This window comes from uncultured Methanobrevibacter sp., from assembly GCF_934746965.1.
In the GTDB taxonomy this organism is placed as follows: Archaea; Methanobacteriota; Methanobacteria; order Methanobacteriales; family Methanobacteriaceae; genus Methanocatella.
Genome location: NZ_CAKVFS010000008.1, coordinates 25,433 through 42,654 on the forward strand (window position 1 = coordinate 25,433; position 17,222 = coordinate 42,654).

The window sequence follows — 17,222 nt, forward strand, 5'->3', positions numbered from 1 at the left end:
AATACTATAAATATAATAATTAATAATTTGAGAGGCTTATAGATGTTAAATGCTATTAGGGATGTTGTGAGGAAAAGTTCAATTCATGTTTGTATTGTGAATTGTGGGGGATGCAATGGGTGCGATGTTGAATTAGTTGCATTAATGTCTCCAAGATATGATTTGGAACAATATGGTATTTATGTTCACAATAATCCTCGTGAAGCTGATGTTTTATTATTGACTGGTGCTGTTACTGAACAGTGGATTGATAATTTAAAGAGAGTTTATGATAAAGCTCCTGAACCAAAAATTGTAGTGGCTGTTGGAAATTGTCCACAATCTGGCGATGTATTTAATCAGGAAGGTGGGAAAGTTAATGCTCCTGCTTCTGATTTTATACCTGTTGATGCAGTTATACCAGGTTGTCCGCCTAGGCCTAGTGAAATTTTAGAAGCTATATTGTCTGTTGGTCCACAAGCTATTGCTAATCGTGGGAGGGAAAGAAAATGATATTGCCTATTGGTCCAATCCATCCTTATTTAAAAGAACCATTGAGACTTAAACTTCAAACTGATGGGGAAAAAGTAGTTAAAGCTGAAATTGAATATGGTTATGTTCATAGAGGAATTGAAAAGATAATAGAAGGTAAACCTTGGCAAAAAGGTATTTTTTTAGCTGAAAGAATTTGTGGAATATGTTCTTATGAACATACACAATCATTTGCGGAAACTATTGAACAAATTTCTGGAGTTTATCCTCCTTTAAGAGCTCAATTTCTAAGAGTTATTACAAATGAGTTAGATAGAATTCAAAGTCACTTGTTAGGTAATTCTACATTTTTCAAGTCAATTGATCATGAAACATTGTTTATGCAATCTTTGGATATAAGGGAATATGCTATGGATTCTATTGAGTTATTAACTGGGAATAGGGTTAATATGGGGTGGAATGTTGTTGGTGGTGTTAAAATGGATGCTGATGAGCGCCATTTCAAACCAATTCTTGAAAATTTAAAAATAATTGAGGAAAGAATTCCTAGATTAAGAGAAATTTATGCTGAAGGTCCAGCTATTGGTATGCGTTCTCATGATGTTGGTGTAATGACTAAAAAAGAAGCTATTAAGGGAAGGGCTGTAGGACCTATTGGAAGAGCTTCTGGATTAAAGCATGATTTAAGAGAAGATCATTATACTTATAAAGATAATTTTGATTTTAAAACTATTTGGAGAAGTGAAGGAGATAATTATGCAAGGACTCTAAATAGGATTGATGAAATTCCTGAATGTATTAGTTTGATTAGGCAAGCTATTGAAAATATTCCTGATGGGGATATTCGTGTTCCTGTGGATATTAAATCAGGATATGCTGAATGGAAAAATGAGGCACCTCGTGGCGAAGTAAGTTATATGATGGAAACTAATGGTAATCTAATTAAACATATTTCTATTAGAACTCCGAGTATTGCAAATATGGATTCTTGTGCAAAATACATGCTTAAAAATGTTGCAACTGTTGCAGATGCAGTAGCTACTTATGCATCAAGTGATCCTTGTGTTGCATGTGCAGAAAGAGTAGCTATTATTGATAAAGAAGGTAAAACAACTACTAAAAATATTTTTGAGGTAATGTAAATGTCTTCTTTAATGTGGTATATTTATGATTTTGCTAGGAAAGCATGGGCGGAAGGATTTGCTAATGCTAAAACTACTTCAAAGATTGTAGAAAAACCTGATAGATTTAGAGATTTTCCGGTAGTGATTAAAGAATATTGTATAGGTTGTGGTGCATGTATTGCTTCATGTCCTGCCCCAAATGCAATTAAATTAGTTCGTGATGAGGATGATGAAACAGAAGAGGGCATTACTTATCCAATGATAAATAAATCTGCTTGTATTCGCTGTGGTTTTTGTGCTGAGGTTTGTCCAACGGAACCTAAAACTTTAGAATGTGGTGAAAATCATTTATTGAAACCAGAATTTAATATTATTCCTTCTAAAAGGCAATTTATTATTGATGATTATTTGTGTATTCGTTGTAAAAAATGCATGAAAAAATGCCCAGTTGATGCGATTTATGTTAATGATGATGGTAAAGTTGTTGTAAATCAAGTTAAATGTATTTCTTGTGGTGAATGTCTTGATGTTTGTCCAGTACATGGTGCTATGAAAGGTGTTTTCATTGATAATTTACAAGATCAAAAGGAATTAATTGCTAAAACAGTGGATTTTCTTGAAAGATATATTGTTAATAAAAAAGAAGATTTAAGATCTTTAGAAAAAGATAGGTTACTGCAATATAAAATCCCACTTTCTACTATACTGGATGATGTGTTAAATATCATTCCAGATGAAGAAATGGCTTTGGAAATATTGGAAAACACGGTAAATAGACTTAAAATTAGAATTATTGATTGGAATAGTTCTTCTTGTAAAAAATGTCAAATGTGTATTCCAGATTGCCCTACAGGTGCAATTTTCTTTGATAAGAGTAAGGATATGATTGTAAGAGATGAAAATAAATGTTTACGTTGCAGTATTTGTTATCAATCTTGTCCATTTTCAACAATCAATTATTTCATATCTAAATTCTCTTTTGAAAATGATGAAAAAATTATTCATGTTGCTGTTAAAGCTTCAAATTTAAATGATGATTTAATTATGGATTGAGTGTTATGATTGATAGTTATACTAAAACTCCAAGACCTTTGAGAGATGTAGAGGTTGAATCTTCAATTGATCAAACTAAATGTGTAAATTGTATAGATAAACCATGTCTTGAATCTTGTCCAATTGGAGCAATTTATATTGATTCTACTGATAATTTTGTTAAAATAAAAAGCACTTGTTTTGGTTGTGTTTTATGTCGTAATAGTTGTCCTTATGATGCAATAAGTCTTGATGTAGATATTGCGGATCCAATTAAAGAAAATGTTCCAAATATTAATACAAAATTATGTAAATCTTGTGGAGCATGTGTTCAGGCATGTAAAACAGGTTCGATTCATATTCAAACCTCTAGTTCTGGTGAAGCTTACAGTGTAATAAATCCAGATACTTGTGTTAGGTGTGGGTATTGTTTTAGAGTTTGTCCAACAGATGCTATTAAATATGGTCAACTTCTTCCAAAAACAGTTAAAGGTGGAAAGGTCATTATTGTTAATCAGGACGTTTGTATTGGTTGTATGACTTGTATGAGAGTTTGTCCTGCTGCAGGTGCAATTAATGTTTCTAGAACTAATAAATTACCTTATATTAATCCGGGATATTGTGCCAGATGTGAAGAATGTATGCATTCATGTCCATCAACAGCTATTAAATATTCTTCACGTAAAAAAGCTTTTAAATTATATAGTGAAATTAAATCTTATGACATGGCTTCTGAGATTGTAGATAAAGATATGAAAAGACTTTCGTTAGATTTAATTGGTTTAAACAGGTCTCTTCAAAAAATATCTAATATTTTATCTTTGGAATTTGATGATGCTAATTATGAGGATTATATAGAATATAAAGTTAATGACATGATGAATAGAGAGTTAAATTTAATTTTAGGTGAAAATATTGAAATTAAAAAATTTGACAAGTTATTTGACTCTTATTTAATTAATAGGGATATAGAAGTATTTGAAAATAAATGTATTGCTTGTGGAGAATGTTTAAATGACTGTCCAACAAATGCAATATCACTTGATGCTCCAAAACCTATTGTTATAAATAAAAATAAGTGTGTTTACTGTGGTAAATGTATTGAAAATTGTCAATTTGGGGCTATTAATGCTTATGATGATTATTTCCATAGTAAAGGATTAGATTTGTTCTTTAGTAGATCTAATTTAAAAGGTCAAAGGGAAGCTGACTTTTTGTTAGCTAATGAAAAATGTCAAGCTTGTGGAATTTGTGTAAAAAATTGTCCTACTTTAGCATTAACGTTAGAAAATGATAAAATTATTTTTAATGAGGATAATTGTATATATTGTAGGCAATGTGAATCAATTTGCCCTGTAACTGCAATAAAATTAGTTAATTTCAGGTGATTGTGTGTTTGAAAAATCATTTATTACTGATTGTGAAGGTCCACTTACTTTAAATGATAATGCTTTTGAGTTATGTGTACATTTCATTGAGAATGGCGGAGATTTATTTAAAATTCTTAGTTTATATGATGATTATTTAGTTGATGAAATTAAAAAGGAAAATTACAAGGCAGGCAATACTTTAAAGTTAATTTTACCATTTTTTGTTGTTGAAAATCTTAAAAATAATGATTTGATTAGTTTTTCACAAAATCATATTTATGCAGTCAATGATTCAAAATTTCTATTAAAATATTTGCAAAATGCTATGAATACTTATATAGTTAGTACTAGTTATGGTCAATATATTGAAGCAGTATCTAATTTTATGGAGTTTCCATTTAAAAATACATATTATACTAAGGTTGATTTAGATGAGTTAAATCTAACTGATGAAGAAATAGTTAAAATTATCAAATTTAAAGAACAAATATTGGAAAATCCTGAAGATTATGAATTGTTTAATAATATCTTCTTTAATGAGATTCCTAAAATGGAAATTTATAAAAATATTAAAAATATTGATGTTGTAGGTGGTGAAGGTAAAAAATTAGCTATTGATAATATAATAGCTAAAAATAATATTGATATTAATGAAATTTTATACATTGGAGATAGTATTACTGATGTTGAACCATTGAGATTTGCACGTAATAATAATGGAATTAGCATATCATTTAATGGTAATGAGTATCCATTGAAAGAATCTGAAATTGCTATTGTATCTCCTAGTGCAATTGCAACAGCAGTGATAGCAAATATTTATGTTGAAAATGATAAAACTACAGTTTTAAATTTTATTCATGATTATAATAATTCAAAGGACTTGAAAAAGTTATTTGAAGATTATAAAATAAATTCTCAAATCAATAAAGAATTTTTTAGAATATTTGAAAATATTGAATATCCACTTATTAAGTTGGTTAGTCAAGAAAATTTTGATGATATTTTGGAAGAAAGTATTGAAATGAGAAATAATATTCGTGGCCAAGATGTTGGTGGATTAGGTTAAATAATAATTAAGAAGGTAATATAAATGAGTTATGAAAAAGTAGAAGATACATTTTTTGAAGCTTTTGAAGGTCAATATGTAAGAGCTTTAATCACTGGTCCTACTAGTGAATTGGTTGAAAGAGCAGCGTATGATTCAACATCAACTCCAAGTGCTGTAATTGGAAGAGTAGAAGGTGGAGTTGAAGGATTTTTATCAAAAGATGAAACTCCTGATGGACGATATGGTGCAGTAGTACAATATTGGCTTGGTGGAGATAATGTAAAAAAATTTGCATTCGAATTATCTTATAGAATTAGGCAGGATATTTTAGTTAAACCATTTATGAAAGTTTTTGATTATCCGGATAGTCAAAGTGATGAATGTATTGAAATGATGGATATTGTAGGACATTGTGGTGATGGATATGAATGGACTATTGAAGAATATGGCCGTAAATTGATTAATGTTCCAATCGCTGTTCCTGATTTTCAAATTGAGGAAAAATTATCTTTAAATAAGGGTACTATGGGGGGTAATTTTTGGTATTTGTGTGAAACTGAAGAATCAGTTTTAGAAGGTGGAAAAAGAGCTCTTGATGCAATTCAATCAGTTGAAGGGGCTATAGCACCATTTGATATATGTTCTGCAGCTTCAAAACCAGAAACTAATTATCCTGAAATTGGGCCTACTACTAATCATGTTTATTGTCCTTCCTTAAAAGAACGTTTAGGTGATGAATCTAAAGTTGGGGAGGGTGTTAAATACATTCCTGAAATTGTAATTAATGCAACAAGTGAAGAAGCAATGAATAAAGCTATAAAAGCTGGAATTGATGCGGTTTTAGAAGTTGAAGGGGTAATTGGTATATCTGCAGGTAATTATGATGGAAAGCTTGGAGATAAAAATATTAATTTATTGGATATTTTAAAATAAGGTTTTAAAATGGAATTTTTAGATAGTGACATTAATGTTGAAGTAATAGGATTTGGAGCTTTAAATGTAGATAAATTGCATACAGTTGAAAATATTGCATGTAATGATGAAGAAAGCTTTATTAAATCTCAAAAAAATACTCCTGGTGGATCTGCAGCAAATACTGTAATTGGATTGGCTAGATTAGGTTGTCCTTCATCAATAATTGGTAAAATAGCTGAAGATGATGATGGTGATTTAATAGAATTAAATTTAGCTAAAAATGGAGTTTATACTAATAATCTAATTTATGCAGATGAAGGTAATACTGGCAAAGTATTAGGGTTTGTTGATACAAAAGGTGAACGTTGTCTTTATGTTGATCCTGGAGTTAATGATGACATTGCATTAAATGAAATTAATTTATTAAATCTTACTAAATGTAAAATAATACATTATACTTCATTTGTTGGTGATTCATTCAAAACTCAAATTGAACTATTAGATAAAATTAATGATAATATTTTATTGAGCTTTGATCCAGGGATGTTATATGTTCAAAAAGGATTAAATGAATTAAAACCTATACTGGATAAAACAGACATATTATTAATTAATGAAATTGAATTAAGATTATTATATGAAGAATATTATAAAATTATGGACTGTGTTGATTCATTATCTATAAAAGAAATAGCTATTCATATCTTGGATGAAGGTATCAAAACAGTAGTTGTTAAAAAAGGATCTGAAGGTGTTTTTGCAATTAATTCTAATGAAGAATGTGATGTTGCGACATATGAATGTGATGTTGTTGATACAACTGGTGCAGGAGATAGTTTTAACAGTGGGTTTTTATATGGCATGTTGAATGATTATTCTCTTGAAGAATCATGTAAACTTGGAAACTGGGTAGCTAGTAGGGCTATTGAAGGTTTTGGAATGGAAAAATTCCCTAATTTAAAAGATTTAAATGAGTTTATAAATTAAAACAATGTTTATTAATTATTAAAAACAAAAGTTAAATTTAAATATGAAAATTATTTAGTTGGTAATAGTATGGATGTGTCTTTTGATAAGCAGATTACTGGTTTAGAGCGTGAAATTCTCTTAAAATCTGTAGAAATACATGATAATGGTGATGATTTCCAGTTTGAACTAAATAAATTCTTTTCTCAAAAAGAAATTATTGCTATTGCACCTCGTTGTGTAAGATGTAATATGTGTGTTGATCAATGTCCGGTTGGTGCTATTGAATCAGCTAATGTTTTTAAAATAGCTAAAATCACTCATAATTGTGTTAAATGTGAAATTTGTGTCCAAACATGTCCAGTTTCAGCTATTAAGTTAATTGATAATAAAGTTTCATATGATGATGAAAATGGTGATGATGCTATTGAATATAATTTAGCTAGTATTAGTCGTCCACATAGGGTTGTTAGGATGGATAGTATTTCTATTGATTATTCTAACCTTACTAATTATGATAATTGTGCTAAATTTTGTCCAAATAAAGCTTTCACATTAGAATTTAAATCTTATCTTGAAGATTTAAATATTGATACAGGTATTGAGCTGGAGGAGGATATTTTATATCCTGTTGTTAATGAAAAATTATGTATTGGCTGTGGGTCTTGTGTTCAATTTTGTGATAATGATTCTATTAAATTAGATAGAACTATTGGTCCTGTTGTTCATACTAAAAATCTTGAAGTTAATCAGGATATTTGTGTTAATTGTTATTTATGTGAAGAAAACTGTCCTGTGGAAGCTATTTGGTTAGATGGGGAGAAAGTTATATTAAATAATGACAAATGCATAAGATGCATTAATTGTACAAGTCATTGTCCAGTTGGGGCGTTGAACTTTGTTGATATTGACTAAAGAGGTTGTTTTTTATGAAAGCTAAAGAGTTAATGGATAAAAAATTTGTATATATAAGTCCTGAGGACAGTGTTAAAGAAGTTTCTATAACTATGGAAAAAATACGAAGGTTCACATGTCCGGTTGTGGATGAAAATAAACATCTAATTGGTTGGGTAACTTCTTTTGAAATTACTAGGGGATTACGTGAAGGAAATGAAAAAATAAAAGAGATTATGAGTTCTTATGAAGAAATCACCACTATCAATGAAAATGCTCCTTCAAGAATAGCTGTTATAGAAACAGCTAATAACAAATTTGTTACTGTACCGGTTTTAAATGATGATAATCAAGTTGTAGGTATGATTCGTTCTTGTGATATTGTAGAATTATTGTCTGCACTTTATGATATTAAAGTTTATAAGTTATATGTTGCAATGTGCAAACAATTAAAAGGAATAACTTGGGAAGAATTAATGTCTGCAGCTGCTATAGTTTCTAAAAGAGCAACGGGTAAAAGAGTTAAACCAAAAGAATATGAGGAAATTATTAGGAATGCTACTTTTGGGGAGGCTATTTGGGCAACTAAAGGTCTCGAAAATTTCTTCGCAGGGTTAATATCTGTTGGGGAATTAGTAATTGCTCGTAAAGTAGGAAATGCCAGAAAATAAGATATTAATAGTTTAGATATTATTAATATCTTTTAAATATATTTTATCATCGCAGATGGTATCAATTAAATCTAAATCATGACTTACAATAAGTAAACCAATATTCCTTTTTTTAATAATCTTAATAACTGAATCTATTATTTGTACTTGAGTTACAGCATCTAACATTGTTGTCATTTCATCAGCTATTAAAAATTTTGTTTTAGGATTTAATGATCTTAAAACAGAGTATCTTTGTAATTCTCCACCTGAAAGTTCACTTGGAAATCTATTCATCCAGGATTTCTGAATACCAAATTCATTTAATAATTCATCATCAACATCCCATGATTCATGTAGAATGTCTTTCATTTTCCATTTGGGATTCATTACTTTTTCAGGATGTTGGAAAATCAATTGAACAGGACAAAATCCTTTTTTGGGAAGTGGTTCATTATTTAAAAATACTTCACCTTCATATTTTGGGATATAATTAGATAATATTTTGCACAATGTAGATTTACCATTTCCACTATTTCCTATAAGTCCGGTAATTTTTTTACTATTTAATGAAATATTAACATCCTTTAAAATATATTTATTTGAAGAAGGATATTTATATGATATATTATTTCCAGTTAATTCCATTTTTATATCTCCTCTTTATATTTAAAGCATCTAACTTTCTTATCTTTTAAATTTACCAATGGTGGATTTTGATCTTGGCATTGAGTTAAATGTGAATCGCATCTATCATAATAAGGACAACCATTTTGAATTTCTTCAAGTGAAGGTTGGTGTCCTTTTGTTAATTTAAAACCATTTTGAGGTAATGAATCATATAATGCTTGAGTGTAAGGATGAAGTAAATTTTTACCTTCTTTAAAGTCTTTGGTATTTACTATTTCAATTACATAACCTGCATAAAATATACATATTTTATCTGCAATACTTAATGCAGCATATATATCATGAGTAATAAGTAAAACTCCAACATTATTTTTAGCTAATTCTTTTAAATGTTTTAAAGTTTCTTTCACTGATTTTTGATCTAATCCGGGTGTTGGTTCATCAGCTATAACTAATTTTGGATTTGAAAGAAGTGCTGTAGATATTAAAACTTTTCTAGCCATACCTCCAGATAATTGGAATGGGTACATATTGTCTACTTCTTTACTTAACCCATATTTTTCAAATATTTCTCTTTGTTTAGCTATTTTTTCTGGAGTTTTATTTTTTCCAATAGCTTGATCAGCTATTTTCATTAATGGGTCTAAAAAATTAACTGATTGGGGGATTAATGATATTTCATTACCTCTTAATCTTTCTTTTGATTCCTGAGTTAATATTTCACTATCATATTTTATTTCTCCATTTAAATTAGCATTTTCGGGTAAAATACCTAATATTGCATGGGCAAGCAAACTTTTTCCTGATCCACTAGAACCTAATACTGCTAAAATTTCACCTTCATTTATATCTAAGCTTAAATCATTGATAACTTTAAGGTTATTTTGATGTAATCCTTTAGTATATTGTGTAAATGAAATTGAGACATTTTTCACATTTAATAATTTATTCATAATTTTCACCTTTATTCATTTGCACTTGCAGGATTAATTAGCTTTTTAATGCTTTCTCCAGCTATATCAAAGAGTAATACTATTATTAATAAAGATAAACCAGGGAATAATGCTAACCACCAATTTCCAGTTGCAAGATATTTCATAGATTCAGATAAAATAATTCCTATTGCAGGTTCATGGGGTGATAAACCAAATCCAAGAAATGTAACACTAGCTTCATGCATAATGGCATGAGGGAATGTTAATATAGTTCCGACAATTATTTGACTTGTAATTAAAGGTAATATCTGTTTTCTAGCTATCCATAATTTGGATTTTCCAAGATTTTTAGATAATTTTACATAATCTGAAGTCTGTATTTGTTTTATTTCAGCTTTAAGTACTCTTGTTAATGATGTCCAATGTGTTAATGCAACAGCTATTGTAACACCAAATGCACCGCCACCTAGACAGATGGAAATAACTATAATTAATAAAATATGTGGAACAGATAAGACTAAATCTACAATCCATGAAATAAAACTGTCTAAATATTTGTTGAAACTTGATAATAATCCTAAAGTGATTGCAATTATTGAACTTAATATTGATGCAATAGCTCCAATTTGAATACTTAAACCTAATCCTTTTAGGGTACGTGTGAACATGTCTCTTCCCATCCAGTCAGTACCAAATAAATGTTCAAAAGATGGGGACTGATTTATTATTGAGAAATTTGTAGTGATATTTTTAGGGTCTATAAATAAACTACAAATTACAATGACAACTAACAAGAATACAGTTAATGAAATAGTTAACAATGTTTTTGTCCTTAAATTCATTGAAATTAGATTTTTATTTTTCATTTTCTGCACCTTCCTTAATTCTTGGATCTACAAACGTGTAAATTACATCAGCTATTAAATTACCAATATAAACAAATATTGTACTAAATAATATGATTCCTAATAATAATGGAACATCACTGTTTAATCCAGCACTTACTGCTGCCTGACCTATTCCGGGGTATGTGAATACTTGTTCAACAAGAACTGCTCCTCCAAATAATTCACTAAAACTTAAAAATTGCAATGTAATAGCAGGTAATAGTATATTTCTAATACCATGTCTTCTTATTAAATCCCAACCATGTTCTCCTCTTGCTTTAGCAAATAAAAAGTAGTCACTATTCATTTCTTCAACTAATTTATCTCTAGTGTACATTGCAATCTGAGCCACACCAATAATACTCAATGTTAATGTAGGTAAAATTAAACGATTTAACCATTCCCAAATGGTTACGTCTTGAGTTAAACTACCAATTGGAACTCCTAATCCTGAAGGGAACCATCCAAGTTGAGTACTAAATATCATAAGGATGATTAATGCAATCCAAAATGTTGGTGCAGATTGTAAAATATAACAATAAACTTTTATTATTTTGTCTATCCATGTATCTTTCTTATATCCTGCAATAACTCCTAAAACGAATCCAAGTACTCCAGAAACTGCCCAAGAAGTAGCCATTAAAACTAATGATGCACTAAATTTTTCTTTAATAACATCAATAACTGGAACTCTATATATTAATGAGTTTCCTAAATCTCCATGAATAACATGATTTAACCAATTTAACATTTTGGTGGTTATGGGTTCGTTTACACCCCAATATGCTTCAAGAGCAGAAATTTGTTCTGGGCTAACGATAATATTACTTATATAAGTTTTCACAGGGTTTATTGGGGATAATTCAATTAACAATGAACTAAAAAGGATAATCACTATAATTAGAATAATAAATCTTATTAATTTATAACCTAAAAATCTAAGTATTTTTTCATATTTTTCCATATTATCAGTTACCTATAAAAAATAAAAAAGAAAAAGAAAGTCTATTTAGTGTTTATTGGTGATGTTCTTTTCCAATCATAAATATTTCCAAAAATATCTCCACCATGTGGTTGTAATAGTGCAGTGTCATTGGATATATCTAAACTGTCATCAACGAAATATCCATATTTTATTTCACTAATCCATAACCAAGAGTTGTCTCCTTGAGGTGAAATACCGTTTGTTCCATCCCAAACTGCATTAGACCATTCACTGTAAGAATCTTCTCTTGATTGTTTAAGAGCATTATTGATGTGTTGGTCAACAGCACTATTATTTACATAAGCTGGATTGTTATTTCCAAGACCTGCTTGTGTGCTGTAATATTCTGACCATATTGTTGAAGGATCAGTACTACCAAAGCCCCAGACAATTGCTTGTGAATTTTTAACTTTATCCATTTCATCCCAGTTTGTTCCAGTTGCATTTATTTCAATTCCCATTTGTCTTGCTTGTTCTGAAACAGAAACTGCAATTGCTTGCCTTTCAGGAGCGTCAGATGAATAATATAATCCGAATGATGCTTTAACCCCGTTTTTTTCACGAATTCCATCACCATCATTATCTATCCAACCAGCATTGTCTAATGTTTTATTGGCTTTGGATATGTCTCCATCATTAATTTTTGTTTCATTATTGGACCAAGGTAATTGATGAGCAATACCATCATAATTTGGATAGCCTAATCCATTTAATGCACCTTCACATAAATTAGATCTATTAATACCATAATTTAGGGCTTGTCTAATTGCAAGGTCTCCAGTTACATTATTACCAACTTTTCCACCATCAATATTTGTTTCACCAGTATCATTTGTGTTTGGTAATGAAATTCCTCTAACATCAATACTATCCATTAAATACATTTCATATCCATCAATTTTTTCATTTGCATAAGCTAAAGGTACTGCACCAACATCTACTTCTTTATTTTTAACAGCATTAAGTGCTGCTTCATTTTGTGCAAAGAGAATTGTTAATTTTTTGAATTCTGGTTGAGTGCCATAATAATTATCGTTTCTTTCTAAAATTACTTGTTGACCTTTGTCCCATTGTACAAATTTATATGGTCCAGATCCAATAGGATTATTTCCATATGTTTCATTGTTGTATGAATCAGAAGGTACAATTCCAATATATGCTAATTTATCTAAGAATGTAGAATCTGATTTGTTTAAGTTAAATTGAACTGTTGTTGAATTTAATGCTTTTGCATTATTTAAATTACTTAAATCTAAACTAGATCCACTTTTTTTAGCTTCATTGTAAGTAAATGCTACATCATCTGCATCTAATGTAGTATTATCTGTAAAGTTAACATCATCTCTTATTTGAACTGTGTAAGTTTTATAATCATCACTTATTGTGTAATTTGTAGCCAAATCATTTTCATAACTCATGTTTCTGTTCATTTTTAATAATGTACTTTGTATTAATGGTTCTGCATAATAATTCCAGCCTAAAATAGGGTCAAAACCCATGTCAGGTTCTCCTCCATGACTGTAAGCTGCAACTACTAATTCATTATCTGCACGTTCTGCATGTGATTGTCCGAAATAGACTGCACATCCTATAATTATTATAATAATTATAATACATATTCCAATAATATATTTCTTATTCATTGCATTCACTTTATTCTATTTTTTAAAATGTTGTTGATTATGTAATAATAATCTATTAAATTTTATTATTCTAAGTTTTATATAAATATTACTAAAAAAAGTATTATTAAAAGCCTTAATTTAATCAAAAAAGTAATAATTATTACTTTTTTGGCATTTGTTTAAATATGGAGTATTATAAATTAGTATTACTTTTTTTTAACTTCTTTAAATAGGGAGTATTAATTAAATTGAGTAATTACATTCGCTACATTTTTTAGTTTGAAATTTAATGATTCCACCACATTGTGGACAAACCCATTTTTCATAATCTTCTTCCATTATTTTTCCAATACCCATATTTTTTATTCTTCTAGCACTATTTAATGTATTTAAATCATGTCTTTTCATGTATTTTTTCCCATGCTTTTTCATTTGAGGGCATGGAAATTCGCTACATCTACCACAATAACTAAAATTTTTTGTATCAAAGCATGTTTTAATTTTACATTTTAGACTAGCTTTAGTTTTTCCATCATTACCTATTAAACATCCAACACATGGATTTTGATATCTTTCACAACTAATACAATTTATTCCACATGGTGCAAGCAGTTTTGGATTTAATTTTTCAGGCATTTTCATACTTTTCATCCTCGTTAATATTATATGGGATTGATTATAAATAATTCTTTAATTCTAATTTTCTTTTTATAAAGTTCCCAATAACTATATAAATAAATAAAACAAATATTGTATTATCGTTATTTTATTGACGATTACATAACTTTTTTAGAGACATTGTCTCATGGATGTGGCTTTTTTAAGAAAGCTGAACAAAAGGTGTTATTATGTATAAATATATTAGAGATGCATGGAAAAACCCAGATGAATCCTATGTAAGGGAATTAATGTGGGAAAGAGCTCCTAAATGGAGAAGAGAATCAGCAGTTCAAAGAATTGAAAGACCTACTAGAATTGATAGAGCTAGAAGTTTAGGTTACAGAGCTAAAAAAGGTTTCGTTGTAGTAAGAACTAGAGTAAGACGTGGTGGAAGAAGGAAATCTCGTTTTATAGGTGGACGTAAACCTAAAAGAATGGGTGTAAATAAAATTACTCAAGCTAAATCTATTCAAAGGATTGCTGAAGAACGTGTAGCTAAAAAATACCCTAATTTAGAAGTATTAAACTCTTACTGGGTATGGGCTGACGGTAAATATAAATATTATGAAGTTATTTTAGTGGATCCACAAAGTCCTTCTATCGTTAACGATAAAAAAATTAATTGGATTTGCTCCAAAAAACACACTAACAGAGCTCTTAGAGGTTTGACTAGTGCTGGAACTAAAGGACGTGGATTAACTTCTAAAGGAAAAGGTAGTGAACAAGCAAGAAGAAGGAAATAAATTTTTCCTTTTTCTAAATACCTTTTTTGATAAAATGATACATAATATTCGATTCCGAGAGTTTGTTTATGAAGGTGAAAACCTCGATGAATTAACTCAAGCTATTTACAATATACTTCCTGATGCTGAAATTGAAATTGAAGAAGCAGAAGGATTAATGGAAGATAAAATTATTATATTGTCTGGTGTTGTAGACAAAAAAAGACAGACAAAAGCTTTTTTTAATTTACTTTTACAATTAGATCAAAATCAACTTGACAAATTAAATAATGATTTGGAACGTAAAGTTGATGATAAAGGAAATCTATTTTTACGATTATCTAAAGAAGATGCAATTAATGAAGAAATAAAAATTGTTGATTCTGGAGATTCAATTCATCTTAAAGTTAAAATAGCAGCATATCCTGCTAAAAAAGAAATAGCTATTAATAAAGTTCGTGAAGCTATTGAAAATAATTAATTACTTTTATATAGAACTTATTTTTATATTATAATCAATCAAATTAGGTGAGTGGTTATATGAAAAATGAAGTTTTCTATGGGAAAGGAATTAAAGAGCTTGAAAATGAATATCCTGATCTTTATGGCCTTGCTAAGGACATGAATGAAATACTTTATGAGGGATATTCTCTTGATTATAAAACTCAAAAATTAATAGCTATTGGAATTGCAGCTTCAAGATCTGATTCTAAAGCTACTAAAAAACAAATAGAAAGTGGTATTGGTGAATTGGGAATTAATAAAGAAGAAATAATGGATGTTTTTAAGATAGTTCTTTTAACTTCAGGAATGCCTGCATTTAGTAAAGCTGTTCAAACTTTAAACAGCGTTACAAAAATGTAATATTTCTTCTTTTTTTATTTTTTAAGATTTACTCTTTCAGGAGCACTATAAAGATTAAATCTATTTTCTCTAACAAAACCAATCATAGTTATATTGCCTTTTTTAGCTATTTCATACCCTGAATGTGCAGGTGCAGCGTTTGAAATAATGATAGGTATTCCTACTCTTATTACTTTTATAATCATATCTGCAGGCATCCTTCCACTATATGTGGTATAAGATTGTGTTAAATCATAGCCTAATTTAAATGCAGCTCCAATAACTTTATCTACAGCTACATGTCTACTAACATCTTCTCGTATGATTGTTTTATTGTTATAAATTAATTGGGCTACATGAACACCTCCAGTTTTTTCCCAAATTTTAGCGTTTTTTGTTAAATTTCGCATGTCTTTTATAATTTGTGTAGCATTGATTTTTAAAGTGGAATTATTAGGAGTTATTGTTTTTAATTGTGATCTTATTCCTCCAGCATTGTCTGAATTTACTCCCTGATATTCTAGTAGTCTACAGACACATGCATGTTCACAATTTCCTTTTTTCCTTTGAATTATTTCGTCCTGTTCAAAATCTTCCTCAGGTGTATGATTTAGATGGGTTTTAATTAATATATTAGTTTTACTTATTTTAATTTCTTTTAGGTCTTCTTTTGCTTTTATTAATCCTTCTCCAAGACAATATCCAATTGCAAAGTCCTCTAAATTTTTTGGATAAACTGAAAATTTTCTTGGAGGTAAATAATCTATAAATAAATAAGCATATTTGTCTTCAACAGTTTGTTCTTCGTTTTTTTCGTATTTTTTGTTTTTCCATTTGATTACAGGTATTGTTTTGATAAATTCCATATTATTGCCTTCTTGCTTTTATTATTAACAATTGTTATATTTTAAGTTATCTATTTAATCATTATTTCTCTGTTGAGATAATGATGTGTTTAAACGGTAATATTAAGTATGATAAATTATAAATAAAATTATATTATAACTAAAACAATTATTTATAAAAAATTAAAAGAAAGATTCATATGGATATTTATATTTGGGTAGCTTTAATGGTTATCTTTTTTATAATGGAATTAGTTACAACTAGCTTTTTTTTAGTCTGGTTTGGTGTAGGTTCAATTGTAGCGATTATACTAAATTATTTAGGATTTGATCAGTATATTCAATTTATTGGATTTGCATTATCTTCTTTTATTTTAATTATATGTACTAGAAAATTTGCTAAAAAAATAACTAAAAATCCAACTAAAGAAGCAACTCCTGAAAGGCTTATTGGAAAAAGGGGTGTTGTTTTGAATAAAATAAAAGATAATATTGTAATTAAAGTGATGGGTGAAGAATGGTCTGCTTATAGTGAAGACATTTTGAACATTGGTGAAAATGTTGAAGTTGTTGGAATTGATAGTATTAAGTTAATCGTTAAAAAAATAGATTAAGGA

Annotated in this window: 20 protein-coding genes; 13 read left to right on the top strand and 7 right to left on the bottom strand. The window is 28.8% G+C overall.

Features of this window, described 5'->3' with window-relative positions:
• The first annotated feature begins 42 nt into the window (after nt 1–42).
• From Q0984_RS07430 to Q0984_RS07470, 9 genes are all read left to right on the top strand, one after another.
• Entirely contained in the window at nt 43–492 is a 450-nt protein-coding gene (locus Q0984_RS07430) for an NADH-quinone oxidoreductase subunit B family protein (protein WP_299525870.1), read from the top strand.
• Nucleotides 489–1,613 carry a nickel-dependent hydrogenase large subunit gene (locus Q0984_RS07435; protein ID WP_299525873.1) on the top strand — a complete coding sequence of 375 codons (1,125 nt, stop codon included), beginning with the start codon at nt 489–491 and terminating at the stop codon, nt 1,611–1,613. Before Q0984_RS07430 ends, Q0984_RS07435 begins: the two co-directional genes overlap by 4 nt.
• Nucleotides 1,614–2,648, top strand: coding sequence for a 4Fe-4S binding protein (locus Q0984_RS07440; RefSeq protein ID WP_299525876.1), 1,035 nt, complete (start codon nt 1,614–1,616; stop codon nt 2,646–2,648).
• On the top strand, nt 2,645–4,015 hold the full coding sequence (locus Q0984_RS07445; protein ID WP_299525879.1) for a 4Fe-4S binding protein: 1,371 nt from the start codon (nt 2,645–2,647) through the stop codon (nt 4,013–4,015). Before Q0984_RS07440 ends, Q0984_RS07445 begins: the two co-directional genes overlap by 4 nt.
• 4 nt (nt 4,016–4,019) lie before the next feature.
• Complete coding sequence (locus tag Q0984_RS07450) at nt 4,020–5,066, top strand: hypothetical protein (protein WP_299525882.1); 1,047 nt, start codon at nt 4,020–4,022, stop codon at nt 5,064–5,066.
• A 24-nt stretch (nt 5,067–5,090) separates the two neighbouring features.
• Nucleotides 5,091–5,981: a formylmethanofuran--tetrahydromethanopterin N-formyltransferase gene (locus tag Q0984_RS07455; protein WP_299525885.1), complete on the top strand. Its 891-nt coding sequence runs from the start codon at nt 5,091–5,093 to the stop codon at nt 5,979–5,981.
• Nucleotides 5,982–5,990: 9 nt separating this feature from the next.
• Entirely contained in the window at nt 5,991–6,950 is a 960-nt protein-coding gene (locus Q0984_RS07460; protein WP_299525887.1) for a carbohydrate kinase family protein, read from the top strand.
• A 69-nt stretch (nt 6,951–7,019) separates the two neighbouring features.
• A complete protein-coding gene (locus Q0984_RS07465) occupies nt 7,020–7,844 on the top strand; it encodes a 4Fe-4S binding protein (RefSeq protein WP_299525889.1) in 825 nt (274 codons plus the stop codon).
• 14 nt (nt 7,845–7,858) lie between these two features.
• Entirely contained in the window at nt 7,859–8,494 is a 636-nt protein-coding gene (locus tag Q0984_RS07470; protein ID WP_299525892.1) for an HPP family protein, read from the top strand.
• Between the two features lie 12 nt (nt 8,495–8,506).
• On the opposite strand, the gene Q0984_RS07475 is transcribed toward Q0984_RS07470, so the two are convergent.
• From Q0984_RS07475 to Q0984_RS07500, 6 genes are all read right to left on the bottom strand, one after another.
• Complete coding sequence (locus Q0984_RS07475) at nt 8,507–9,121, bottom strand: ABC transporter ATP-binding protein (RefSeq protein ID WP_299525894.1); 615 nt, start codon at nt 9,119–9,121, stop codon at nt 8,507–8,509.
• 2 nt (nt 9,122–9,123) lie between these two features.
• Nucleotides 9,124–10,056: an ABC transporter ATP-binding protein gene (locus Q0984_RS07480; RefSeq protein WP_299525896.1), complete on the bottom strand. Its 933-nt coding sequence runs from the start codon at nt 10,054–10,056 to the stop codon at nt 9,124–9,126.
• 11 nt (nt 10,057–10,067) lie between these two features.
• Entirely contained in the window at nt 10,068–10,904 is an 837-nt protein-coding gene (locus Q0984_RS07485; RefSeq protein ID WP_299525899.1) for an ABC transporter permease, read from the bottom strand.
• Nucleotides 10,894–11,889, bottom strand: coding sequence for an ABC transporter permease (locus tag Q0984_RS07490; RefSeq protein WP_299525902.1), 996 nt, complete (start codon nt 11,887–11,889; stop codon nt 10,894–10,896). The genes Q0984_RS07485 and Q0984_RS07490 overlap by 11 nt, the downstream gene beginning before the upstream one ends.
• A 41-nt stretch (nt 11,890–11,930) precedes the next feature.
• Entirely contained in the window at nt 11,931–13,553 is a 1,623-nt protein-coding gene (locus tag Q0984_RS07495) for an ABC transporter substrate-binding protein (RefSeq protein WP_299525905.1), read from the bottom strand.
• A 225-nt stretch (nt 13,554–13,778) separates the two neighbouring features.
• The gene (locus tag Q0984_RS07500) at nt 13,779–14,177 is read right to left on the bottom strand and encodes a DUF3795 domain-containing protein (RefSeq protein WP_365907235.1); all 399 of its coding nucleotides are present in this window, start codon (nt 14,175–14,177) and stop codon (nt 13,779–13,781) included.
• Between the two features lie 206 nt (nt 14,178–14,383).
• Here Q0984_RS07500 and Q0984_RS07505 point away from each other — a divergent pair, with 206 nt between their 5' ends.
• The 3 genes from Q0984_RS07505 to Q0984_RS07515 are packed head-to-tail and all read left to right on the top strand — an operon-like array spanning nt 14,384 to nt 15,781.
• Complete coding sequence (locus Q0984_RS07505; protein ID WP_299525911.1) at nt 14,384–14,938, top strand: 50S ribosomal protein L15e; 555 nt, start codon at nt 14,384–14,386, stop codon at nt 14,936–14,938.
• A gap of 34 nt (nt 14,939–14,972) precedes the next feature.
• Nucleotides 14,973–15,398 carry an RNA-binding protein gene (locus Q0984_RS07510; protein WP_299525914.1) on the top strand — a complete coding sequence of 142 codons (426 nt, stop codon included), beginning with the start codon at nt 14,973–14,975 and terminating at the stop codon, nt 15,396–15,398.
• Nucleotides 15,399–15,457: 59 nt separating this feature from the next.
• The gene (locus tag Q0984_RS07515; protein WP_299525917.1) at nt 15,458–15,781 is read left to right on the top strand and encodes a carboxymuconolactone decarboxylase family protein; all 324 of its coding nucleotides are present in this window, start codon (nt 15,458–15,460) and stop codon (nt 15,779–15,781) included.
• 14 nt (nt 15,782–15,795) lie between these two features.
• On the opposite strand, the gene fdhD is transcribed toward Q0984_RS07515, so the two are convergent.
• The gene (gene fdhD / locus Q0984_RS07520; RefSeq protein WP_299525921.1) at nt 15,796–16,626 is read right to left on the bottom strand and encodes a formate dehydrogenase accessory sulfurtransferase FdhD; all 831 of its coding nucleotides are present in this window, start codon (nt 16,624–16,626) and stop codon (nt 15,796–15,798) included.
• A 179-nt stretch (nt 16,627–16,805) separates the two neighbouring features.
• Here fdhD and Q0984_RS07525 point away from each other — a divergent pair, with 179 nt between their 5' ends.
• Entirely contained in the window at nt 16,806–17,219 is a 414-nt protein-coding gene (locus Q0984_RS07525) for an NfeD family protein (protein ID WP_299525924.1), read from the top strand.
• Nucleotides 17,220–17,222 lie beyond the last annotated feature (3 nt).